Origin of the sequence: Candidatus Amarolinea dominans, from assembly GCA_016719785.1 — a bacterium.
In the GTDB taxonomy this organism is placed as follows: Bacteria; Chloroflexota; Anaerolineae; order SSC4; family Amarolineaceae; genus Amarolinea; species Amarolinea dominans.
In genome coordinates this window covers 359,310-382,783 of sequence record JADJYJ010000003.1, presented here as the reverse complement: position 1 = coordinate 382,783, position 23,474 = coordinate 359,310, and the positions used below count along the sequence as shown (strand labels likewise).

The 23,474-nt window shown below is 62.9% G+C and carries 17 protein-coding genes and 3 pseudogenes; 13 read left to right on the top strand and 7 right to left on the bottom strand.

Annotated elements, in window-relative coordinates; translation table 11 throughout:
* The first annotated feature begins 36 nt into the window (after positions 1 to 36).
* The 9 genes and pseudogenes from IPM84_05130 to IPM84_05090 all read left to right on the top strand — a co-directional run bounded on the left by IPM84_05130 (position 37) and on the right by IPM84_05090 (position 10,114).
* Positions 37 to 495, top strand: coding sequence for a YbhB/YbcL family Raf kinase inhibitor-like protein (locus tag IPM84_05130; protein MBK9092150.1), 459 nt, complete (start codon positions 37 to 39; stop codon positions 493 to 495).
* 9 nt (positions 496 to 504) lie between these two features.
* Positions 505 to 1,326 (top strand): FAD binding domain-containing protein, encoded by an 822-nt coding sequence (locus IPM84_05125; GenBank protein ID MBK9092149.1) that lies wholly within the window; start codon positions 505 to 507, stop codon positions 1,324 to 1,326.
* 8 nt (positions 1,327 to 1,334) lie between these two features.
* Positions 1,335 to 1,595, top strand: a complete 261-nt coding sequence (locus tag IPM84_05120; GenBank protein MBK9092148.1) for a hypothetical protein — start codon at positions 1,335 to 1,337, stop codon at positions 1,593 to 1,595.
* A gap of 151 nt (positions 1,596 to 1,746) precedes the next feature.
* Entirely contained in the window at positions 1,747 to 3,567 is a 1,821-nt protein-coding gene (locus IPM84_05115) for a PAS domain S-box protein (protein ID MBK9092147.1), read from the top strand.
* A 125-nt stretch (positions 3,568 to 3,692) separates the two neighbouring features.
* Positions 3,693 to 4,892 (top strand): AAA family ATPase, encoded by a 1,200-nt coding sequence (locus IPM84_05110; protein MBK9092146.1) that lies wholly within the window; start codon positions 3,693 to 3,695, stop codon positions 4,890 to 4,892.
* A gap of 15 nt (positions 4,893 to 4,907) precedes the next feature.
* A complete protein-coding gene (locus IPM84_05105; protein MBK9092145.1) occupies positions 4,908 to 5,609 on the top strand; it encodes a hypothetical protein in 702 nt (233 codons plus the stop codon).
* Between the two features lie 164 nt (positions 5,610 to 5,773).
* Positions 5,774 to 8,777 (top strand): annotated as a pseudogene (locus tag IPM84_05100) (DUF1156 domain-containing protein).
* 705 nt (positions 8,778 to 9,482) lie between these two features.
* Entirely contained in the window at positions 9,483 to 9,803 is a 321-nt protein-coding gene (locus IPM84_05095) for a type II toxin-antitoxin system RelE/ParE family toxin (protein ID MBK9092144.1), read from the top strand.
* Positions 9,800 to 10,114 (top strand): helix-turn-helix domain-containing protein, encoded by a 315-nt coding sequence (locus tag IPM84_05090; GenBank protein ID MBK9092143.1) that lies wholly within the window; start codon positions 9,800 to 9,802, stop codon positions 10,112 to 10,114. The genes IPM84_05095 and IPM84_05090 overlap by 4 nt, the downstream gene beginning before the upstream one ends.
* Positions 10,115 to 10,215: 101 nt before the next feature.
* Here the strand turns inward: IPM84_05090 and lpdA are convergent, their stop codons facing one another.
* Genes lpdA through IPM84_05070 form a run of 4 tightly spaced genes read right to left on the bottom strand, consistent with a single transcriptional unit; the run spans position 10,216 to position 15,077 of the window.
* Entirely contained in the window at positions 10,216 to 11,631 is a 1,416-nt protein-coding gene (gene lpdA / locus IPM84_05085; protein MBK9092142.1) for a dihydrolipoyl dehydrogenase, read from the bottom strand.
* Between the two features lie 45 nt (positions 11,632 to 11,676).
* Entirely contained in the window at positions 11,677 to 13,047 is a 1,371-nt protein-coding gene (locus IPM84_05080) for a 2-oxo acid dehydrogenase subunit E2 (GenBank protein MBK9092141.1), read from the bottom strand.
* A 21-nt stretch (positions 13,048 to 13,068) separates the two neighbouring features.
* Positions 13,069 to 14,052 carry an alpha-ketoacid dehydrogenase subunit beta gene (locus IPM84_05075; protein ID MBK9092140.1) on the bottom strand — a complete coding sequence of 328 codons (984 nt, stop codon included), beginning with the start codon at positions 14,050 to 14,052 and terminating at the stop codon, positions 13,069 to 13,071.
* Positions 14,053 to 14,060: 8 nt separating this feature from the next.
* Complete coding sequence (locus IPM84_05070; GenBank protein ID MBK9092139.1) at positions 14,061 to 15,077, bottom strand: thiamine pyrophosphate-dependent dehydrogenase E1 component subunit alpha; 1,017 nt, start codon at positions 15,075 to 15,077, stop codon at positions 14,061 to 14,063.
* A gap of 450 nt (positions 15,078 to 15,527) precedes the next feature.
* On the opposite strand from IPM84_05070, the pseudogene IPM84_05065 reads away from it, so the two are divergent.
* Positions 15,528 to 17,343: pseudogene (locus IPM84_05065) on the top strand (ABC transporter ATP-binding protein).
* A gap of 5 nt (positions 17,344 to 17,348) precedes the next feature.
* Here IPM84_05065 and IPM84_05060 read toward each other — a convergent pair.
* Complete coding sequence (locus IPM84_05060) at positions 17,349 to 17,627, bottom strand: hypothetical protein (GenBank protein ID MBK9092138.1); 279 nt, start codon at positions 17,625 to 17,627, stop codon at positions 17,349 to 17,351.
* On the opposite strand from IPM84_05060, the gene IPM84_05055 reads away from it, so the two are divergent.
* Positions 17,596 to 19,155 carry an ABC transporter ATP-binding protein gene (locus tag IPM84_05055; GenBank protein ID MBK9092137.1) on the top strand — a complete coding sequence of 520 codons (1,560 nt, stop codon included), beginning with the start codon at positions 17,596 to 17,598 and terminating at the stop codon, positions 19,153 to 19,155. The two genes, IPM84_05060 and IPM84_05055, sit on opposite strands and share 32 nt — an antisense overlap.
* A 41-nt stretch (positions 19,156 to 19,196) precedes the next feature.
* Here IPM84_05055 and IPM84_05050 read toward each other — a convergent pair whose 3' ends face one another.
* Positions 19,197 to 19,682: a hypothetical protein gene (locus IPM84_05050; GenBank protein ID MBK9092136.1), complete on the bottom strand. Its 486-nt coding sequence runs from the start codon at positions 19,680 to 19,682 to the stop codon at positions 19,197 to 19,199.
* 480 nt (positions 19,683 to 20,162) lie between these two features.
* On the opposite strand from IPM84_05050, the gene IPM84_05045 reads away from it, so the two are divergent.
* The gene (locus IPM84_05045; GenBank protein ID MBK9092135.1) at positions 20,163 to 20,855 is read left to right on the top strand and encodes a metal-dependent transcriptional regulator; all 693 of its coding nucleotides are present in this window, start codon (positions 20,163 to 20,165) and stop codon (positions 20,853 to 20,855) included.
* Positions 20,856 to 20,996: 141 nt separating this feature from the next.
* Here the strand turns inward: IPM84_05045 and IPM84_05040 are convergent, their stop codons facing one another.
* Entirely contained in the window at positions 20,997 to 21,362 is a 366-nt protein-coding gene (locus tag IPM84_05040) for a toxin-antitoxin system HicB family antitoxin (GenBank protein ID MBK9092134.1), read from the bottom strand.
* Between the two features lie 469 nt (positions 21,363 to 21,831).
* On the opposite strand from IPM84_05040, the pseudogene IPM84_05035 reads away from it, so the two are divergent.
* Positions 21,832 to 23,401, top strand: a pseudogene (locus IPM84_05035) (menaquinone biosynthesis decarboxylase).
* The last annotated feature ends 73 nt before the right edge of the window (positions 23,402 to 23,474 follow it).

Genomic DNA, 23,474 nt, shown 5'->3' with positions numbered 1-23,474 from the left:
TACGGTTGAGTGGACAGGAAAGTTGCGAGGTCTATCATGGCGTTTATCTTGGAGACAAGTGCATTTCGCGATGGCGATATGATCCCCGCGCGGTGTACCTGCGAGGGGGCCAATGTGTCGCCGGCGCTGACCTGGCGCGGCGCGCCGCCTGGCGTGCAGAGTTTTGTGTTGATTGTGGATGATCCCGATGCGCCGCGCGGGACTTGGACCCACTGGACGCTGTTCAATTTGCCGGTCACGCTCGATCAATTGGCGGAAGGCTGGCAACCCGGCGGCCCAGGCGTCAGCGGTCGCAACGACTCTGGCGAAACGGGCTACAGCGGGCCTTATCCCCCGCGTGGACATGGCCTGCATCGCTACTACTTTCGCCTGTATGCCCTGGACGCGGCCTCCTTGCCTCTGCATGCAGGCGTTGCGCGTGCCGAACTGGAGCGCGCGCTCGCCGGTCATGTGCTGGGCCAGGCCCAGGTCATGGGCAAGTACGAGCGCAAGTAAGGAGTCGTCATGCATCTTGCCGAATACCATCGCCCCGTTGATGTGATGACCGTGCGCCGCCTGCTGGCGCGGACCCCGGCCGTGGCCCTGCTGGCCGGCGGTACCACCCTGGTGCCAGAATTGATGGCTGGCGCCGCCGACACCGTGGTGGACCTGTGCGATTTGCCGCTCGCTTTCGCCGACATCCACCCGGATGGTCTGCATCTCGGCGCGCTGCTGACGCTGGCCAGCCTGACGCCTGCCTCCGCGGCCGCTAGTTGGGCCAACGGACTGCTGGCGCGTGCGGCGCAGGCTGCAGGCCCCATCAATCGCCGCAATGTGGCGACCGTCGGCGGCCTGGTCGCGCGGGCCGATTCCACATCCATCTTCTGGCTTGCGCTCCTCGCCCTGGAAGCGCAGGCGATTGTCGTGGCTGCCGACGGCCCGCCGCGCCAGGTTGCCCTGCGCACCCTGGCCGACATGCCGGCCGACGCGTCGGCGCTGCAAGGACATCTGCTGTTGGAGGTGCTGCTGCCCCAGCGCCTGGCTCAAGCCCGGTATGGCCTGGCGACGGTGGCGCGCACGCCGCGCGATGAGGCCATCGTGGCCGCGGTCGCGGTCGTCACCCCCACTCGGACCACCGTCACCGTTGTTCTGGGCGGCGCGACCGGCCAGCCCCTGGTACTCAGCGGCCTGCAGGAGTTCACACCGGATCCGGCCCGGCTGCCGGAGGCGCTGGCTGATTTGTTGGCCAGGCAGGAGATGGTGTCAGACTTTCGGGGCAGCGCCGATTACCGGCGCCAGATGGCTGGCATTCTGGCGCGGCGCGCCCTGTCGCAGGCGCTGGTCTGAAGGGCGTGTTGACACCCATTCGCAGCGCATGGCCTGACCTGCAACTGATCTGGAGCCGGCTGCAGGGACATCGCTGTGCAAATTGCTGCTTCGGCGAGACGTTCCGCAGCAACGGCGACGGTCAGGTGACGCGTGTTCACCTGTTCTGCCGGGCCGCGCAATCTCGCCATTTCAATCGCCCGGCGCCTCCGGAGCGCTGGTGCGCAAGCTGGACGGCGGGCGAACCTGGCAGCCCTCCGCGTGTCGGCGATCCCGATTTGACCGTTTGAGTCGCCACCGATTTCAATCGGCGGCTCAAATGGCAGAAACCTGCATCTGCTCTCCCGACCGACCGTAGGGTCAAAATCAATCCTGTTGCTCCTGGCATCGTTGCCACATGACATCGTCACGACCACCCGGGGCCGATCATGAGGTTGTGCCGTGAAATTCACAAAAGACCTGTTTCCTCCGGAGACTTCGCCTCTCATCTTGCGCGAAGCAATGACTGCCGTTCTGGCGACCCTGGTCATCATCAGCCTGGGCCTCTACTTTCGCGGGCTGGGCTTGATCTCCGCACGCGCTTTTTTCATCTTGATCGCCGCCTTCGCTCTCGTCAATCTGCTGACCATCCGCCTCAGCTTCTACCTGGTGCGCCGGCGTGAAATGCGCTTGCAGTATCATCGCCAACTGCTGCGCGCCCTCAACCAGGTCAGCGATGTGCTGATCTCCTCGCTGCCCGTGCAGGAAGTGCTGCAGACAACGGCCGATCAAATTGCGCAAGCCTTCGATGTACGTACGGTGGCGATGTATGTTCTCGACAGCAAGCGCCAGACGCTCGAGCTGCCGGTGGTGGTCGGCGCTTCGGCCCCGCTGCGCCAGCGCCTGCACGAACATCCCTTGGCACAGCGTACCCTGGCCGAAAATGGCCCGGTCATCAACACGCTGCTTGCCGATAACGAGGCGTCCGCAGCGCCGGGGGCAGCCAGCGTCCTGTTCTGGGCTATGAGTGTGCCTATGGCCGCGGGCAGCAATCTCCTGGGCGCCATCCTGGTTGCTAATCACACGCCGCCACGCCTGCCCGACGAGTTGGGCGAGATTCTGCAGACGCTCGGTCGCCAATTGGGTACGTGCCTGGAACGAGCTGAGGCGTATCAACGCCTGCAAGCTGAACAACAAAGTCTGGCCCAACGCATCGCTGATTCGGCCGATGCCATCTGGGTGCTCGATCACAACGGCCACTTGCTGCAGTTCAACCAGAGCGCCAACGCGTTGACCGGTTATGTCGCCGCGGCCGTCATCGGGCAGCCGTGGACCGATTTCGTGCCCCTGGAGCAGCAGGCCAACTTCCAGCGCATGCTCGATTCGGTGCTGGACGGCGACCACCAGATTTGGGAAAGCAGTTGGCGACACCGCGACGGCGCCTGGCTGCTGTTGGAGCTTGGGGCCACGCGGATGGCGGGCATGGCCACTGAACCCGGCGTGCAGTTGATCGCGCGTGACGTGGGCGCACGCACCGCCGCGCAGCGCATGCGTTCGGAGTTCATGGCCGCGGTCTCGCATGAGCTGCGCACACCGCTCTCCTCGGTGATGGGCTATGCGGAACTGCTCACCACCGGTATGGCCGGGGATTTGACGGGCGAGCAGACAGAGTACGCCGGCATCATTCTGAAGAACACGCAGCGCATGCAGCGCCTGGTCAACGACCTGTTAGAAGTATCCAAGCTGGAGGCCGGCCAGTTGGCGTTGACCATGGAGACGGTGGACCTGAGCATGCTGGCGAGCGGGGTCGTAGATGCCCTGAGGCCGTTGCTGAACGCCGATGGGATGCAGATCGAGGTTGACCTGGCGCCCGACCTGCCCGCAGTACACGGCGATCAACCACGCCTGGAGCAGGTGCTGACCAATCTGCTGGCGAACGCTTCCAAGTACAGCCCATCCGGCGGCCTGATTCGCCTGGTGGGGTATCGCCACGCGCCCGCCGCCGACCCGCTGCGGTTGCAGTTGGCTCTGCCGGCCAATGCCAGCGGTTGGGCCATCATCGCCGTGATTGACCAGGGCATGGGGATTCCGCCCGCAGAAATACCGGGGCTTTTCCACCGCTTTCATCGCGGCCAGACCGCACGCGCCCAGCGCGTGGATGGCAGCGGCCTGGGGCTTTACCTGGCGCGCAGTATTGTCGAGGCGCATCACGGTCACGTTGGCGTCAGCAGCGAGGTTGACAAAGGCAGCATCTTCTGGGTTGCGCTGCCGGCATCTGGATGAACCCATTTTGGCGCTCGTCGAATTTCTGAGCGATAATACGCCGCGAGTCTACCGCCGACGCCGACCGTTCAACGATGAATGGCATCCAAGACCGGTCTGTGCGATGAGGGTTCGAAGAGGCAAACATGTTGACTTCGATTACGGTTCGTGGGTTCAAGTCACTAGAGCAAGTGGAGGTTCCGCTCGGCTGCGTCAATGTCTTCATTGGCGCCAACGGCAGCGGCAAGAGTAATTTGCTTGAAGCACTCGGGTTTGTCAGCGCCGTTGCTGAAGGCCGATTAGATGACCAAGCGTTAGCAAGACGCGGTGTAAGAACCAGCGCGCCAGCGCTCTATCGGTCCTCTTTCGCCAAGACCCAGCCCGTAACAGAAACCAGGATCGAGACACGGTTCGATACACCTGACTGCCAGTTGGACTACACACTTCGGTTACTTATGGAAACAGATGAACGTGAGCGACCGTGGCCATTTACTGAGACACGCCTGGTGCGCGATCCAAATAGTCAGGCTGTCCTCTATGAACGTGACACTGGCATACCGGGCATGTTCGCAGCGCCGTCATTGGCGGACGGAATAGCGAATCAACCTATCGGTGACGCGACCAGACTGCGCACGGATGTGTTGGCAGACTATGCTGTCTTTGCACCCAACACACCCACGCTGCGTGGCATGGAAGCGGACATCAGACAACGCATTCCGGTCGGCCTGGCCGGCGGCCAACTGGCTGAAGCGGTTCAGGAATTGCTCGAACCCAGGCAAGGAAAGTTCGGCGCCCTGGACCTGGACAGACTGCTTGAGTTGCTCGATTGGGTGAATGAAATCGCTGTGGTGCCGCCATCGCGTGAGTTGACCTCGGCCAGTGTGCCAACAACGCGCAGCATCATCCGCTTCACGGATCGCTGGATGGGACGCGATCGCAACCAACTCTCGGCTTACGATGCCAGCGAAGGAGCGCTTTACGTGCTTTTTGCCCTGGTGCTGGCGTTGCATCCCCATTCACCGCGGTTATTCGCCATCGAGAACCTGGATCAGAACATGCACCCCAGATTAGCCCGAGCTACGGTCCGTCTCTTCTGCGAATTGATGCTGAAGGCAGAACCTGAACGACAAGTGCTTCTCACAACACACAATCCATTGGTGCTCGACAGCCTGAACCTGCGCGACGACCGCATCCGGCTCTTCACCGTGGAGCGCGACGTCGAGGGCACTACGCGGGTAGACAGGGTGCCGGTGTCGGATGAGATGCTCCGCGTCATCGAGAATGGGCTGTCGCTCTCCAATCTATGGGTGATGGGCCGGTTGGGTGGTGTACCAGATCTGTTCTAAAAAAAAGGACTGAGTATGATCATTGGCACCGTCGTCGAAGGACCAACTGACCGGCTTGTGCTGAAAGCCGTGCTGGGCAAGTTGATCCCAGGCCAGCATCGCTATTTGCCTCTCCAGCCCACCCCAACGTTCGGTGAAACGGGGAGCGGCTGGAAAGGGGTGCGTCGCTGGTGTCGAGAGACGTGGCGCCGGGAAGGTCTTACCCTGGATGCCATCCTTTCGGGCGCAACCGGACCGGCCCTAGACCTGCTCGTCATTCACGTGGACGCCAGTATTGCCGCAGAAGCAGATCTGCAAGAAGGCGATGACGACCCTGTTGCCGATCTCCAACAACCGTGTCCACCCGTTGCTTCGACCGCTATCAGGCTGCGGCAGGTCATCGCGCATTGGCTGCGACAGGACACCCTGCCGTCGAAGGTCGTGCTGGCGATTCCCGCTCAGGACACCGAGAGTTGGACCTTTACCGCACTCTTTCCCGACGACGAGTTATGCACGCGATCCGTATACGAGTGTTTGCGGTCGGGTGCAAACCACCCTGGCTACCGGCTGACGCTCAAGAAGTACGGCAAACTGTTGCGTCGGACCGACGGCCAGATCAAGAAGCCGGAACGCGTCTATCAGACCATCGCACCCCAAGTGGCGGAAGCATGGAAAACCGTTCGCGAACGGTGCTCCCAGGCCGAGCAATTTACGCAGGATGTTGAGCAACACGCATGATTCAGCACCCCAAGAAGAAACTCATCGAAGTCGCCCTCCCTCTTGACGCGATCAACATCGCGTCGGCGCGGGAGAAATCCATCCGCCACGGCCACCCCTCCACGCTGCACCTGTGGTGGGCGCGGCGACCGCTGGCCGCGGCGCGCGCGGTGATCTTCAGCCAGATGCTGGACGACCCGTCCGAACATGCCGAGCTGCTGCTGAGCGACCCGGACAAGCGCCGCGCGGCCAATCGGGAGCTGACCAAGCGGCGCAATGCCTGGGCCAAACGCCAAGCCGCGCACGATGAAGCGCGCCGCGGGGGCAATCACGCCGCGCCCGACCCCGGCCCGGAGCCGACCCTGCCAGAGTGCGTCGCCGACATCGAGCGGGAGCGGCTGTTCGAGATCATCCGGCAACTGGTGCTGTGGGAGAACACCACCAACGAGACGGTGCTGCAGCAGGCGCGCGACGAGATCTGGCAGAGCTGGCGCTACACCTGCGCGGAGAACGCCGACCACCCGCGCGCCCGCGAGCTGTTCGACCGCCACAAACTGCCCGCGTTCCACGACCCCTTCGCCGGCGGCGGCGCGCTGCCGCTGGAGGCGCAACGCCTGGGCCTCGAAGCCTACGCCAGCGACCTCAACCCCGTGGCGGTGCTGATCAACAAGGCGATGATCGAGATTCCGCCCAAGTTCGCGGGCAAGCCGCCGGTCAATCCAGAGAGTCGGCAAGGGCTTTTTGGACAGGATTTACAGGATGAACAGGATATTCGGCGCGGCAAACAAAAACATCCTGTCAATCCTGTTCATCCTGTCCAGAATGGCCTCTGGCGCGGCGCGGCGGGCCTGGCGGAGGATGTGCGCTATTATGGGAAGTGGATGCGCGATGAGGCGGAGAAGCGGATCGGGCATCTGTACCCGAAGATCGAGATCACGGCGGAGATGGCGCAGGAGCGGCCCGACCTGAAGCCGCTGGTGGGGCGCAAGCTGACCGTGATCGCCTGGCTGTGGGCGCGCACGGTGAAAAGCCCCAACCCCGCCTTCAACCAGGTGGACGTGCCGCTGGCCTCGACTTTCATGCTCTCCACCAAGCCGGGCAAGGAAGCGTATGTCGAGCCGGTGATGGTAGGAAATAGGGGTGAGGAGGTAGGAAATAGGGCGGACGGCGCTTCCCCTACTTCCTATCTCCTATCTTTCTACCCTCGCCTGGCTACCGCTTCACGGTCAAGGTGGGCAAGCCGAAGGCTGCGGAGGCGGCGAAGAATGGCACCAAGTTGGCGCGGGGTGCAAACTTTCAATGCATCATGTCTGGCACACCGATTTCCGGTGATCACATCAAGAGTGAAGGCATGGGCGGCCGCATGGGGGCACGGTTGATGGCGATTGTGGCGGAAGGCGAGCGCGGCCGGATCTATCTCTCGCCAACCGTGGCAAGACGAGGCCATTGCGCGCCAGGCAAAGCCAAGTGGAAGCCGGAAGGCAAACATGCCGATTGATCGGCGCTGGTTCTCCCCGCCTTTGTACGGTATGCCAACCTATGGCGACCTCTTCACCCCGCGCCAACTCGTGGCGCTGACGACCTTCTCCGACCTGGTGGGGGAAGCGCGAGAGTTGGTGAAGCGCGACGCGCTGGCTGCCGGCCTGCCCGATGATGGCAAACCCCTCAACGTTGGCGGCATCGGCGCCACAGCCTACGCTGATGCGGTGGCGGTGTATCTGGCGCTTGGCGATCAACGGTGCCAACTACTGGTCTTCTCTCTGCGCGTGGGACCGGACTAGCGAGGTCCGATCAGCGACCTGTTTGGACGGACAGGCGGTTTCGATGGTTTGGGACTACGCTGAGACAAACCTTGTCTTTGCGACTCATCTGGAAATTTAATGCTTGGCCTCCAGACCAAGTCGCAGTGATCGTCGCCCTCGGTTTGGACTCCAGGCTCGTTTCGCATGGCGGATGCGCAGAACCAATCCTTAGCTGGCAAAGCTGTCTCCACCGATCCGCCCTATTACGACAATATTGGCTATGCCGATCTGTCGGATTTCTTCTATGTCTGGCTGCGCCGCTCCTTGAGGCCCATCTTCCCTGATCTCTTCACCACCCTCGCCGTGCCCAAGGCCGAGGAACTGGTGGCGCCCCTACCGTCACGGCGGCAAGGAGAAGGCAGAGACCTTCTTCCTTGACGGTATGACACAGGCAATGCACCGCCTCGCCGAGCAGGCACATCCGGCCTTCCCGGTCACTATCTACTACGCCTTCAAGCAGTCGGAGACCGAGAACGATGAAGAAGGCGGCACCGCCAGCACCGGATGGGATACATTTCTGGAGGCAGTTATCCGCGCCGGCTTCGCCATCACCGGCACCTGGCCGATGCGGACGGAGTTGAAGACGACACGCAGCGCTCTCGCCTCCAGCATCATCCTCGTCTGCCGCAAACGGCCAGCCGACGCGCCCACTGCCACGCGCCGTGAGTTCGTCAACGCGCTCAAGGCTGAGCTGCCCGTCGCGCTGGTGCATCTCCAGCGCGGCAACATCGCGCCGGTGGACCTGGCGCAGACGGCCATCGGGCCGGGCATGGCGGTCTACACCCGCTACGCACGGGTGCTCGACGCCGCGGGCCGGCCGCTCACCGTACGCGAGGCGCTGGCGCTCATCAACCAGACCCTCGACGAGGCGCTGGCCGAACAGGAGGGCGACTTCGACGCGGACACGCGTTGGGCGCTGGCCTGGTTCGAGGGGTCCGGCTTCGCCGAGGGCGAATTCGGCGTGGCCGAAACCCTCTCTAAGGCCAAGAACACCAGCGTCGCCGGCATGGTGGACGCGGGCATCCTGAAATCGAGCCACGGCAAGGTGCGCCTGCTCAAGCCGGTTGAGCTGCCCGCGGATTGGGACCCGGCCACCGACAAACGCCTGACCGCCTGGGAAGCGGTGCATCAGCTCGTGCGCGTGCTCGAAACCGGCGGCGAGTCGGCCGCGGCCGCGCTGGTCAGCAAGCTAGGCAGCCAGGCCGAGCCGGCCCGCGAGCTGGCCTATCGGCTCTACACGATCTGCGAACGCAAGAAGCGCGCCGCCGAGGCGCTGGCGTATAATGGGCTGGTGCAGAGCTGGCCGGAGATCACGCGGCTGGCGCGCGAGAGGGGTGCGCCGCGCCCCGAGCAGGGCGAGTTATTCGGACAGGATGTACAGGATTGACAGGATAACGAAGAATCCATCCTGTTCATCCTGTAAATCCTGTCAAAGATGGAATAGGACACGCTATTCGGACAGGGTGAACAGGATTGACAGGATAACGAACAACCCATCCTGTTCATCCTGTCAAAGACGGAATAGGAGACGCTATTCGGACAGGATGAACAGGATTGACAGGATTACGAACAACCCATCCTGTTCATCCTGTCCATCCTGTCCAGAAGGGGAGATCTGATGGCGATCACTAACCACGAACGCGTCGGTAAGGCGAGGACGAGCCGCAGATGGGTGCGGCCGTGCTGCTGCGCATGATGTCTGGACTTCCATCCTGGACGAGAAGGTCGCTCTCGATCTCGCGCCGCTGCAGGTCAAGCAAGCGGAGACGCAACGGGCCGCGGCCGACACCACGGTCACCGCGGCCCCGGAAACCTACCAGTGGTTGCCGTGCCCGTGCCCTGAAATTCAGCAGCCAGGGGCTTGAGAGGAGTAGGGGCAACATTGCCATTGTACCGGTGGCCGTGTGTGGTAAAATACGTATCGCGCCGATCACGCGGCGGGCGGCGCGATGAATGGCGGTTATGACCGATCCGTCATGCAATAGTGACCATGTCATGTTCCCAGAATGGTATTTGACGAGCATACGCCAATGGCGTATAATATCGCGTACTATCAGCGTGACTGCGAATCACTCGTGAGGCACTACATCGTATGGCCGTATTCTTCGAGACATCAGTTTTCACCCGGCGCGTAACGAAACTGTTATCGGATAGCGAGTATGCCGATTTGCAGAGGATGCTGATTGTGAATCCCGATGTGGGAGACGTGATTCCTGGCAGCGGTGGGCTACGCAAGCTGAGGTGGGCAATGCAAGGCCGCGGCAAGCGCAGTGGGGCGCGTGTGATCTACTATCATCTCATCAGCCGCAATCAGTTCTACATGTTGCTGATCTACGGCAAGAACGAACAAGACGATCTTTCTCCTGAGCAGTTGCGCATGTTGAAGAAGGCAGTGGAAGTACTATGGCAATGAATGACCATCTGTTTACGGAGCTTATGGCGAGCGTTGAAGAGGCCGGACGCATCGCGCGTGGAGAAGCGGCACCGGCCCGCACGTTCGTCGTGGAGCGCCAGCCTCTGAACGTAACAGGCATCCGGGAAAACTACCGGCTGTCGCAAACACGGTTTGCAGCGCTGCTGGGTATTAGCGTCAAGACGCTGCGCAACTGGGAGCAGGGTCGCCGCGCTCCGGTTGGGCCTGCGCGCGTTCTGCTGCTGGTAGCGGCTAAACATCCAGATGCCGTTTGGGACGTTGTGCGAGAGGCCAGTTACGCCGAAGGGTGAGCACGTGTAAGTCGGCCCATCAAGAAAAATACCCCGCCGCGCCGGTGTGATCTGCACCGGCGCGACGGGTGTTTCTACCAGCGGTCGCAATCTCGCCTCACCTACATATGAATCGCTGCGCCGAAGACGCCGTGGCTGGCTTCCATTATTACCTCGGACAGCGTCGGGTGCGCGTGGACGCTGCGTGCGATCTCCTCCGGCGTCAGTTCCCAGGTCTTAGCCAGCACAAGTTCCGGCAGCAGCTCGGTCACCTCCGGCCCCACCAGATGCGCGCCCAGGATTTCGCCGTATTTGGCGTCCGCGATGATCTTGACGAAGCCCTCGCGCTCGCCCAGGCCCAGCGCCTTGCCGTTGGCGATGAACGGGAACTTGCCCACCTTGATCTCCAGCCCCTTGGCCCGCGCCTGTTTCTCGGTCAGACCCAGGCTCGCCACCTGCGGATTGCAGTAGGTGCAGCGCGGCATGTCCGTGTACTTTTCGTCGCTCAGCGGCGTTGTCTCATGCCCGGCGATGTGCTCGACCGCCACGATGCCCTGCGCCGAAGCGACGTGCGCCAGCGCCAGCTTGCCGGTCAGGTCGCCGATGGCGTAGATACCCGGCACATTGGTGCGCAGATACTCGTCCACTTCCACGAAGCCGCCGCGGTTGACCTTGACGCCGACGCTTTCCAGGCCGATGTTCGCACTGTTGGGGAGCACCCCCGTCGCCACCAGCATCAGGTCCGCCTCCAGGCTGGACTCCGCGCCGCTGTCAACGTGCTTCACCTTGACCCTGACTCCGTCGCTTGCGCGCTCCGCGCCCTCGGTGCGGGTCGAAGTCAGCACGTTGACGCCCATCTTCTTGAACGCCTTCGCCACCTCGGCGCTGACCTCATCGTCTTCCAGCGGCAGCACCTGCGGCAGCATCTCGATCACCGTCACCTCCGCGCCGTAGGAACGCCAGACATAGGCGAATTCCATGCCGATGGGGCCGGCGCCCACGATCAACGCCCTCTTGGGGGCCTGCTGCTGCACAATGGCCTGGCGATAGCCCATGATGCGCTCGCCGTCCAGCTCCAGGCCCGGCAGACCGCGCGCACGCGCGCCGGTCGCCAGGATGATGTGCTTGGCCTTGACCACCTCGCTGCCGCCCTTGTTCAGGGTGACGTCAATCTCGCCCGCCGAGCGCAGCACGCCGCGGCCTTCGAAAACATCAATTTTGTTCTTGCGCATCAGGCTGCCGATGCCCTTGACCAGGCGCTCCGACACCTGGCGGCTGCGTTGATAGGCCACGGTGAAGTCGAGCGTCAGGTTCTCGAAGGCAAAGCCGAACTCCTTACCGCGCTGCAGGGTGTTGACCACCTCCGCGTTCTTGAGCAGCGCCTTAGACGGGATGCAGCCCCAGTTCAGGCAGACCCCGCCCAGCGCCTCGCTCTCGATCAGGGCCGTCTTCTGCCCCAACTGGCTGGCCCGAATCGCCGCCACATATCCGCCCGGCCCCCCGCCGAGCACCACGACATCGTACGTTACATCAGACATGCGTCACTCCGTTAATAGTGCAAAGTGCAAAGTACAAAGTGCAAATCACCGCCACGTTTCCAGGTGTTTGACGACTGCCGCGGCAAAGTGATCGGCCAGCGCGCCATCCAGGGCGCGATGATCGAAGGTAAACGATAGATAGCACATGGGCCGGATGGCGATGGCGTCGCCGACGACCACCACGCGCTTCTGAATCGCGCCCACGCCCAGGATGCCCACGTTGGGCTGGTTGATGATGGGCGTCGCGAACAGGCTGCCGGAAACGCCGTGGTTGGTAATCGTGAAGGTGCTGCCGGCCAGCTCGTCAGGCGTCAGCTTGCGCGTGCGCGCCCGCTCGGCCAGATCGGCGATCGTGCGCGCCAGGCCCTTGAGGGTCAAGTCATCCGCGTCCTTCACCACCGGCACCAGCAGGCCATCGCCGATGTCCACCGCCACGCCGATATGCACGCGCTTCTTCAGGATCAACGCCTCCTCGCTGAACGAGGCGTTGACCTGCGGATGCGCCTTGAGCGCCGCGACCACCGCCTGCACGAAGTACGGCGTGAAGGTCAGCTTGACGCCCAACCGCTCGTAGTCCGCCTTGACCGCGTTCCGGTGCGCGACGACCTGGCTGAGATCGGCCTCGAACACGGTGGTGACGTGCGGCGCCGTGAACTTGCTGGCGACCATGTGCCTGGCGATGCTGCGTCGCATGGCGCTCAGCGGCATGAGCTCTTCATCGGCCATGCCCGCCCTGCTGACAGCCGCAGGCGGGCGTGAAACGACGGGCGCGGCCGCGGCCGGCGGCATGGGCGCAGGGCGTTCGCTGGCGGTCGCGCTGGCTGCGGGTGCTGACCAGGGGGCGGCCGGCTTGAACAGATCACCGCTGCCCGGCATTTCCCAGGGCATGAGCGTGGGCAGGGCGGGCGCCGGCTCGGCCAGGTCACGTCGCTCAAGATAAGTCAGCACGTCCTTTTTGGTGACGCGGCCGCCAAGCCCGGTGCCTGGGACTTGCGCGATGTCAATGCCATGCTCGGTTGCCATCTTGGCGACGACCGGCGACAGGCGGCGTGATTCGTCCAGCGCCGCGACGGCCAATGCGTTTTCGGAAAAAACGCAGGGGGGTGCGCCATCTGCCGAGGTTGCGGCCCGATCCGCCGCTTGGGGCGCGGGCGCGGGCGCCGCGCCGATGTCCTCGCCTGGCTGGCCGATGAGGGCAATCAGCGCGCCGGCCTTGACGGTCTCGCCGTCGGCCGCGACGATGCTGAGCACCGTGCCGGCGACGGGCGAAGGAATTTCGGTATCCACCTTGTCGGTGGATACTTCCAGCAGCACGTCATACTGCTTGACCTGGTCACCCACCTGCACGCGCCAGCGGCTGACGGTGCCTTCGACCACGCTCTCGCCCAGTTGGGGCATCAGGATTTTAGTTGCCATGTTCGGTTCTCCCCGCGGCGCTCAGTAGGCCGCCAATTGGCGAATGGCCGCGGCGATCTTGTTCGCGTTGGGCATGTAGAAGTCCTGCATCGGATGGCTGAAAGGCACGCCGGGCACGTCGGGCGCACACACCCGCGTGATGGGGCCGTCCAGGTGCTCGAAGGCCTCTTCGGCGATGATCGCCGAGATCTCGCCGGCCAGACCGCCGGTCTTGGTGTCTTCATGCACGATGACCACCTTGCTGGTCTTTTTCACCGAGTCCAGGATCGTCTGTTTGTCGAGCGGGGCCAGGGTGCGCAGGTCAACCACCTCGACCTCGATGCCTTCGGGCGCAACCATCTCGGCTGCAGACAGCGCCTCGTGCAGCATCAGGCCATAGGCGATGACGGTCAGGTCACGGCCGGGGCGCTTGATATCCGCCTTGCCAATCGGCACCACGTAATCGCCCTCCGGCGCCTCGCCTTTGATCAGGCGATAGGTCTTCTTGTGTTCCAGGAACAGCACCGGGTCGGGCGAGCGCAGAGCGGCGCGCAGCAGCCCCTGCATGTCGTAGGGGGTGCTGGGCGCCACCACGTACAGGCCGGGCATGTGGCAGAAAAAGGCCTCGATGGACTGCGAATGATAAAGCCCGCCGCTGATACCCCCACCATACGGCGCCCGTATCAGCATGGGCACGGGGAACTCGCCGTTGGAGCGGTAACGAAAGCGCGCGGCTTCGCTGACAATCTGATTGAACGCGGGAAAGATGAAATCGGCAAATTGAATCTCGCAGATGGGGCGCAGACCATTCAGCGCCATGCCGATGCCAACTGCGATGATGGAAAGCTCGGAGAGCGGGCTGTCAATCACCCGATCAGGGCCGAATTCAGCAAACAGGCCCTGGGTGGCGCGAAAGACGCCGCCGCGCGGGCCGACGTCTTCGCCGGTGATGATGATGGTCGGATCACGGCGCATCTCTTGCGCCATGGTGTCGCGGAGGGCTTCGATATTTGTTTTGATCGCCATGGGTTGCCTCACATCCTGCCAAAGACGGGGAAGAGCGCGTCTTCCGGTTTGGGATAGGCTGCGGCCATGCTGTACTCGGTCGCCGCATCTACGCTGGCCGCCACGCGGGCCGCCATCTCATCACGCTGGGCCGCGGTCAGCGCGCCGCGGGCCAGGAGCGTCTTCTCGAAGCGCTGGATCGGGTCCTTGTGCTTCCACTCCTCCACCTCTTCACGGCTGCGGTAACTGCGGTCGTCATCGTCGGACGAATGGGGCACCGGCCGGTAGGTCTTGGCCTCCAGCAGGGTTGGCCCGCCCCCGCGGCGGGCGCGGGCCACGGCTTCGGCCGAGACGTTGTACGCTTCGAGCAGGTCGTTGCCGTCGTAGATGACGCCGGGCATGCCATAGGCGTAGCCGCGATCGGCCACGTTTTCCACCGCCATCTGCTTGGACATGGGCACCGAAATCGCGTACTGATTATTCTGGCACAAGAAGATCACCGCCAGCTTGTGGATGCCGGCCCAGTTCAGGCCCTCGTGGAAATCGCCCTGGCTGGTGCTGCCCTCACCAAAGCAAGTCACCACCACCTCGTCGAGTCCGCGCAGTTTGGCGGCAAAGGCCATGCCTGCCGCCTGGGGAATCTGTGTCGCCACAGGGCTGGAGCCGCTGACGATGCGCAGTTTGCGGTTGCCAAAGTGCGCCGGCATCTGACGGCCACCGCTGCTCGGGTCTTCAGCCTTGCCAAAGAGCGGCAGCATGAGATCGGTCGGGGTGGCGCCCAGCGCCAGGTTGAAGGCAATATCCCGGTAGTAAGGGTGCAGCCAATCGTAGCCTGGCCGCATGGCGAAAGCCATACCAACCTGGCAGGCCTCGTGGCCCATGCCCGAAATGTGAAAGGGGACTTTGCCCTGGCGATTCAGCACCCACATGCGCTCGTCGAGTTTGCGTGAGAGCACCATGCTCTCCAGCATCGCCAGCAATTGGTCGCTGCTCAAGTCACCAGCATAGTCGTGGGTGACAAACTGGTCTGGCAGTAACGCCGCCATTACGGTACCTTCCTCGGTCATTCTGTCTTCCTCATTCTATCTTCCATCCGTCTTCTTCTGATCGTCGTTGATGCTGTCCAGGCGGTCGCCCTGGACGGTAGGCACGTCTTCGGTGACGTGCGGGTCGAATGTCCTCCCGCGGCCTGCGCGCTCCGGCGCAGCCAGCGCAGAAGTATATCACACATCGCCGTGTACGATTGTAAGCCCTATTGCCTCTTGCGCAAACAACCAGTAAAAACCCCAAGCATCGCCAGGAGTTTTGCCGTGTCTGTGGCAACAAGAGACTTCCGAAGTCTGCGAGACTTCGGAAGTCTGAGCGGACCTCTTGTCCAACGTTGCCCGGCGTGCTATACTGCCGCCTGTGACCGGACAAGGATTGACCCAACCTCTGCATATGGCGCAGTGCGGCAAGCGGCCCGCTGTGTGGCAAATAGTCACGGGATGCCTGGCATGATCATAACCACGAATCCGCCTCCTGCGTCGGGCCTACCGCCTGGCGCCGTGCGCATCCTGATGCGCTGCATGGGCTATCTTCGACCCTACGGGAAACTGACGGGCGCGGCTTACCTGGTCTTGCTTGTCACCAGCGCACTGACCCTGGTGACGCCTCAGATCATCCGCATCGCAATTGACCGCGGGGTGCGCGGCGCTGAACTCGACGTCTTGCGCTTCGCCGTCTTTGCCATCCTGGGCTTGACGGCGATCAAGAGTATCCTGGCCTTTCTGACCGGCCGCTGGACCGAGATCGCCTCGCAGGGTGTGGCCTACGATCTGCGCAACGCGCTCTATCGGAAGCTGGCGGCTCTTTCTTTCTCCTATCACGACCGCGCCCAGGTAGGGCAGCTCCTCTCCCGCGCCATTCAGGATGTTGATCGCATTCGCTTCGTGACCGGGCGCGCGTTCCTGCGGCTGGCCGAAGGGCTGATCCTGCTGTTGGGGGCGATCGTTTTCCAGGCCCTGATGAACCCCTACCTCACGTTCTTAGCTTTGTGGACGATGCCGCTCCTGGCCTATTGGGCCATGCGCTTTGGCCGTGCCTTTCGACCTGTCTCCCTGGCCGTTCAGCAGCAGTTGGCTGTCCTGACTACCTACCTGGAGCAAAACCTGCGCGGCGCACGCGTGGTGAAAGCATTCGCGCAGGAGCCGGCCGAAATGACCCGTTTCGACGTCGAAAACGATCGTTGGTTTGACCTGTCGGCCCGGGCTGCCCGCATGCAGGCGCTCAACATGCCCTTTCTCGATCTGGTCGCCAACCTGGGCACGGTATTCATCATCTGGTACGGCGGCTCGTTGGTCGTCGGTGGGCGACTGACGCTTGGGGAACTGGTGGCTTTTTCCACCTACATGGGTCTCTTGATCCAGCCGGTGCGCCGCCTCGGCATGATCTTGCCGGCCCTGGTGACCGCGGCCGCCGGCGGTGAACGCATTTTTGAAATCCTCGACGCCCGCTCAGAAGTGACTGATACGCCGGGCGCGCCGGCTCTCCCGCCCATCCGCGGTCATGTGCGCTTCGAGCACGTCTCCTTCAGCTACTTCGGGCGCCACCAGGTGCTCAACGATGTTTCATTCGAAGCGCGGCCGGGGCAGGTCATTGCCCTGCTTGGCCCCACCGGTTCTGGCAAATCGTCCATCATCAACCTCATACCCCGTTTCTACGACCCCACGCACGGGCGAATCACCGTGGACGGCCATGACATCCGCGGTGCAGCTCAATTCGTTGCGCGATCAGATCGGCATCGTGCTGCAGGAGACGACCCTCTTTGCCGCCACGATGCGGGCGAACATCGCCTTTGGCCGGCCAGACGCCAGCGAACAGGAAATCATGGCCGCGGCCCAGGCGGCCCAGGCTCACGACTTCATCATGGAAATGCCGCAGGGCTACGACACGACCGTGGGCGAGCGGGGCGTCACCCTCTCTGGTGGCCAGAAGCAGCGCGTCGCCATTGCACGCGCGTTGCTCAAAGACCCGCACATCCTCATCTTCGACGATGCTACCGCCAGTGTGGACTCGGACACCGAACGGCTGATCCAGGTCGCGCTGGCGCGTCTAATGACCGGGCGCACCTCGTTCGTCATTGCCCAGCGCCTGAGCACGATTCGCATGGCCGATCAGATCCTGGTGCTGGACGGCGGACGAATCACGGCGCGCGGGACACACGACGAGTTGCTGCGCACGTCCGAGTTGTATGTGGCGATTTACCAACGCCAGTTCAGACCGCAGGAAAGGGCCGCCGGTGTTGAAACCGGGGCGGCGGTGACCCCATGAGTTTTTCAATTGGCGCGCCTGGCCCACGGATGGGACCTGGCATGGCGCTTGAACGCTTCGGTGAACGCGCGGAAGGCCGCGCCTTCGACCGCCGCGTGGCCCGGCGGCTGCTCGCCTTTTTGCGCCCGTTTTGGGCGCACATGGCGGCCGCGCTGCTGTTGATGCTCGTATCCTCCCTCTTGAGCCTGGCAGTACCCTACTTGGTCAAGACTGCGATTGACGTGAACATGGCCCAGGGCGATCTGGCCAGGCTTGGGGCGCACCGCGCTGGTGATTGCGGCCACGTTTATCGGGACCTACCTGGTATCGGCCGGGCAGCGCTGGCTGCTTTCCTGGGTTGGCTTGCGCGTCCTCACCAATCTCCGCCGCGCCCTGTTCGGCCATTTACAGGCCCTGCCGCTCGGTTATCATGACACGCACATTGTGGGCGTCACCATTTCGCGTGTCATGAATGACGTGGGCGTGATCAACGACCTGCTCTCACAGGGCCTGGTGACTCTATTGGGTGACAGCGTCCTTCTGATTGGCATTGTGGTCATCATGGTGTCGCTTAGCCCGCGCCTCGCCCTGCTGGCTTTTGGCGTACTGCCCATCATGCTGCTCGTGACGCTCCTCTTCACCCGTCGCGCCCAGGTTGCCTTTCGCCAGACGCGCAGCGGCATCGCGGCCGTGGTCGGTGACCTGGCTGAGAATCTGTCCGGCATGCGGGTGATCCAGGCGTTCGCCCAGGAAGATGCGACCCAGGAGCAGTTTGACCAGGTCAACCGCATCAACCGGGACGCGCACGTGGCGGCCATGTCTCTCTCGTTTGTCTTCTTGCCGACCGTGGAGTTCCTGGGCATGGTGGCGACGTGCGTCGTGCTGTTCTTCGGCGGCGCTTTTGTCGTCAGCGGCAGCCTGACCCTGGGTGTGGTTGTGGCCTTTCTGGCCTACGTGACCCGTTTCTTCGAGCCAATCCAGGAGCTGAGCCAACTCTACACCACCATGCAGGCCGCCATGGCTGGCGGCGAGCGCGTGCTGGAGATTCTGGACACCGCTCCCCAGGTGACCGATCGGCCGGACGCCCTGGAGATGCCGCCCATTCGCGGCCTTGTGGAACTCGATCACGTTCACTTTGCCTACCGTGAGGATGTTGAGGTGCTGCACGATATCAGTCTGCGCATCGAAGCTGGGCAGACGGTGGCGTTCGTCGGGCCGACCGGGGCCGGCAAGTCCTCGATCGCCAACCTGGTGGCCCGCTTCTACGACGTGACCGCCGGCGCCGTGCGGATTGACGGCCTGGATGTGCGGGATGTGGGCCAGCGCTCCCTACGCAGCCAGATGGGCCTGGTGCCGCAGGACCCGTTCCTCTTTCCTGGCACGTTGGCCGAAAACATTGCCTTTGGCCGGCCTGAGGCGCCGTTGGCGGCGATCCAGGCTGCGGCCAGCCTGGCGCGGATTCACGATTTCATCATGAGCCTGCCTGATGGTTATCAGACTAAGGTCTCCGAGGGGAGCTCCAATCTGTCGCTGGGCCAGCGCCAACTGATCTGCATGGCGCGGGCGGCCCTGGCTGATCCGCGCATCCTGATTCTGGACGAAGCCACAGCCAGTGTGGACACGGTCACTGAAGCCTTCATTCAAGACGCGATTGATCGCCTGCTGACCGGACGCACCGCGCTGGTGATCGCGCACCGCCTGAGCACGATCCAGCATGCCGATCTCATCTGCGTGGTGCAGGATGGCCGCATCGTCGAACAAGGGCAGCACGCGGCGCTGCTGGCGCAGGGCGGGTTGTACCGGGAGATGATCGTCCAGCAGTTTGTGGCGTAGCACGCCGGCGTGACCCCGGCCCCGCGACGCAGGGAGACGGCTTAGACCGGGGGCCAGGGAATGTTGCGGTAGGAAGGGTGTTGAGAGGGAAAGACAGGATGGGCGAGCAGAGCCTCGGTGCGGCGACGCAGGGCGTTGAGCTCGCCGGGGCTCATCAACTTGCCCAACTCCGCGCTGAGAGGTTCGCCCTTCTGCAGATGACTCAGGAGGTGGCCGCAGTCGGATACGATACCGGCGGGCAGGGGCTGACCGGCGAAATCCCAAATGACGGTGCGCAGCTTGTACTCGGTGTGAAACGTCAGGCCGTGGTCAATGGCCCACAGGCGATTGCTGCCCCGGTCGCGCAGGACGTGCCCGCCCTTGCGATCGGCGTTGTTGGTCAACACGTCGAAGGCGGCCATGCGCATCAACTGCTCGTCAAACTGATCGTCGCGCAGATCGAAGTAGGTTTCGTTAGGGTCGGCATCCACGAACAACTGTGCCATTCCCAGGCCGTGCGGGCCATCGCGCAGCACCGTGGGCGGCACCAGCCACCAATCGAGCGCGGCGCTGACCAGGTAGCCACATATTCGCGATAGCACAGCGTGCCAGGCGCGAAATCCGATAGGGGGGCTTCGCCGCGCTGCGGTTTGTAGATGGCGAGGGCGCGCAAGGGCGCCTTCTCGATCTGCACCAGGAAGGTGTAGTTCGATCCCCAGGGGATGTCCTGGCGTCCGCGGATGCTGCCGTGCGCCAACAGGTCGAGCAGGCCAGGCAGGTCAATGCCCTGGGCCGCGCCGTTGGTGGGCGCCGATGGGTTGTTTTTTGTCAGCGATGGCATAGCGATCATCATTTACCTCGACATCCATCCAGCACAAGCGCCGAGCAACGCGAAGAATGAATGTGGATTGTCTATACCACGTCAGGCCTGTGCGGCAATGTGAGCCGAATTCCAGTCAGGCAATTTGACAAAACAGTCACGTCTATCTAAAATTTAGTTAAGTCTAAATTTGCGGAGAAAAGGCCACATGCTCAACGAGACAGTTGCCAGCCATGCCATCGAAGACTACCTGAAGACAATCTATCTGCTGCAACAGGATGAGGGCCGCGTGACGACGTCGGCCCTGGCACGGCGACTGGGCGTGGCCGCCGCCTCAGTGACCAACATGGTCAAGCGTCTGGCAGAGATGAACCTGGTGCGCCATGCGCCCTATCACGGTGTGGAGCTGCTGCCGGCCGGCGAAAAGATCGCCCTGGAAGTCGTGCGTCATCATCGCCTGCTGGAGCTTTACCTGGCGGAGGCGCTGGGCATGCCATGGGACCAGGTACATGCCGAGGCCGACCGCCTGGAGCATGTCATCTCCGAGGATTTGGAGGAACGCATGGCCGCGGCGCTGGGGCAGCCGACGATGGACCCGCATGGGCATCCCATCCCCAGCCGTGATTTGACCGTGCCGGAGCGTTCGCAGATCGCCCTGGCCGGCGCGCAGCCCCGCGACGTGGTGAAGATTGAATGGGTGAGCGACCTCGATCCCGCGCATCTGCGCTACCTGGCCGCCATTGGGTTGGTGCCTCAGGCCACGGTGGAGGTGCTTGACGTGGCGCCGTTCAACGGCCCATTGCGGTTGCGCGTGGGCCGCAGCGAGGTCAGCCTGGGCCGCGACCTAGCCGCGGAGGTGTTCCTCAGCCGGGCGACCGCGGTGTCCCTGCGGGACACGTGACCTTAACCCGTCACCCGTGATCGCACGATCCGCGTCCGTCCCAGCGGGACGGTTGAATTGATCCCCGGTGGTCGCGACAGGCGCGCCCGGGGTGGTACAATTATGTGCATCGGCCTATTGCACCAGGGTTCTAAGAGAACTTCAAGCCCTAATTCGTTGGTTGGGCTTGTGTGTCGCTTCATGGCGTTGAGCTACAATACGACTTGTTATCGCTTGGATGACCTCAGGCGTTAAGCCATCTTCCGGTTCAGCCTTCTCACGCGCGGCCATCACCTGCTCGATCTCAGCAAACGATGCCTGTCCTAAGTCCTGCAGCAAAGTGGTGAAGCTCGCCTTCTGTTCAGCTATCGCCCTATCCGATAATGGTTGTATGGTATAGGCCAACGTCACCTGGCGCGTGAGGGCATAGACAATACACTGATTCAGCGACGTTTCTTCGGTTTGAGCCAGGGTTTCTAGCTGCCGATGTAATGTTTCAGGTAAACGCACATGGTCAAACCGACTCATGTCACCCCCCCCCCCCCCCGCCCGCCCGCGCCCCCCCCCCCCCCCCCCGCCGGCCCCCCCCCGCCCGCCCGCGCCCCGCCCCCCCCCCGCCCCCCCCCCGGGCGCGGCCGCCGGGGTCTCCCCCGTGCCCCACCACAACATGACCAACCAATCCGTTCTGCCGCCTTGTTTTGTCAGACCCTCGAACACCACGTTTGTATCAATGACGACACGGAGAGAGGTTTGAGTTGGCATGACACTATTATAGCACTGAATACGGTGTCATTCAAAAACCTTGCAGGAAACTTTAGAAAAACTCAAACTCCTTTCTCATCTGGCGATATCGGTTGACGCACGCGGCCCTTTTGCCGTCTAACGAGAGTCAAAAGTCCTTTGACGAACCTTGACCTGTGAAGTACAATCAGGCGTTGAGACGACAGGCAATGTAGAAATGTAGAATGTAGAATGTACATGAAAAATTGGGAAACATATGGCGTTTAGAGACTTACGCGAGTTCATTGCGAAACTGGAAGAGATCGGCGAGCTGCAGCGCATCACCGCGCCGGTCAGTGCGGAGCTGGAGATTGCGGAAATCACCGATCGGGTGTGCAAAGGCCCGGCCGGCCAGAACAAGGCGCTGCTGTTCGAAAATGTGAAGGGGGCGTCCATGCCGGTGCTGACCAACGCGCTGGGGTCGGGCCGGCGCATGACGCTGGCGCTGGGCGTGGATGACCTGGATGAGCTGGCCGCCAACCTGGGCGCGCTGCTCAAACCGGAGCTACCCAAGGGCCTGGGCCAGATGATGAATCGCGCCGGCGATTACTGGGACGCGCTGCGGAGCATCGGCCTGGGCCCGGCCATCGTCAAGAAAGCGCCGGTGCAGGAAATCGTCCTGCTGGGCGCTGACGCGGACCTCAACCGGCTCCCCATCTTGCAGTGCTGGCCGCAGGATGGCGGGCGTTTTCTCACCATGACCACCATCATCAGCCGTGACCCGGTCAAGGGCATTCGCAACGTGGGCATGTACCGCTGCCAGGTGTATGACAGCCACACCCTGGGCATGCACTGGCAGTTGCACAAGGGCGGCGCCGAGCATGAGCGCAAGGCGCAGCAGGCCGGCGTGGGCCGCATCCCGGTGGCGATCAGCCTGGGCGGCGATCCCGCGGTGATGTGGAGCGGCTCCGCGCCGCTGCCGCCCGACATTGATGAGTTCCTGCTGGCCGGCTGGCTGCGCGGCAAGCCGGTGGAACTGGTGCGCTGCGTGACGCAGCCGCTGGAGGCGCCGGCCGAGGCGGAAATCGTCATCGAAGGCTATGTGGACCCGGCCGAGAAGCGACCCGAAGGCCCGTTTGGCGATCACACCGGCTATTACACGCCGGTGGACAGCTACCCGGTGCTGCACGTGACCGCGATCACCATGCGGCGCCAGCCCATCTATCCGGCCACGGTGGTCGGCCTGCCGCCCATGGAAGACTACTGGATGGGCAAGGCGACCGAGCGCCTGTTCCTGCCGCTCATGCGCCTGTTCCTGAGCGAGATCGTGGATGTCAACATGCCCGCGGAAGGGGTGTTCCACAACCTAATCCTGGTCAGCATCAGGAAGCGCTTCCCCGGCCATGCGCGCAAGGTCATCAACGGGCTGTGGGGCCTGGGACTGATGATGCTCACCAAAGTGCATCGTCATTGTGGATGAGGCCGTGAATGTGCAAAACGTGAGCGAGGCGATGTTCCACGCGCTGAACAACGTGGATTGGAGCCGCGACATCATCGTGCAGGAAGGGCCGGTGGACGCGCTGGATCACGCCAGCTATCGCTTTGCACTGGGGGGCAAGATCGGGATTGACGCCACGCGCAAATGGGCGAGCGAAGGCTACACACGTGAATGGCCGGAATTGGTCGCCATGAGCGAGCCGATCAAGCAGCAGGTGAGCGAGCGCTGGCGCGAATATGGCTTTGCAGCCGAGGCAGCGCCCGCGAACAGCGCGGGGCCGGGCAGCCGCAGCCTGTTGAGTCGCCCCGCGGCGGTTGTGCGGCGCCTGGCGCGTCGCGGCAATAATTAGATCAAACGTAACTGCTCACCCTGCAAGTTGATTTGACAGGATGAACAGGATGAACAGGATCTCTCTGTGGTGG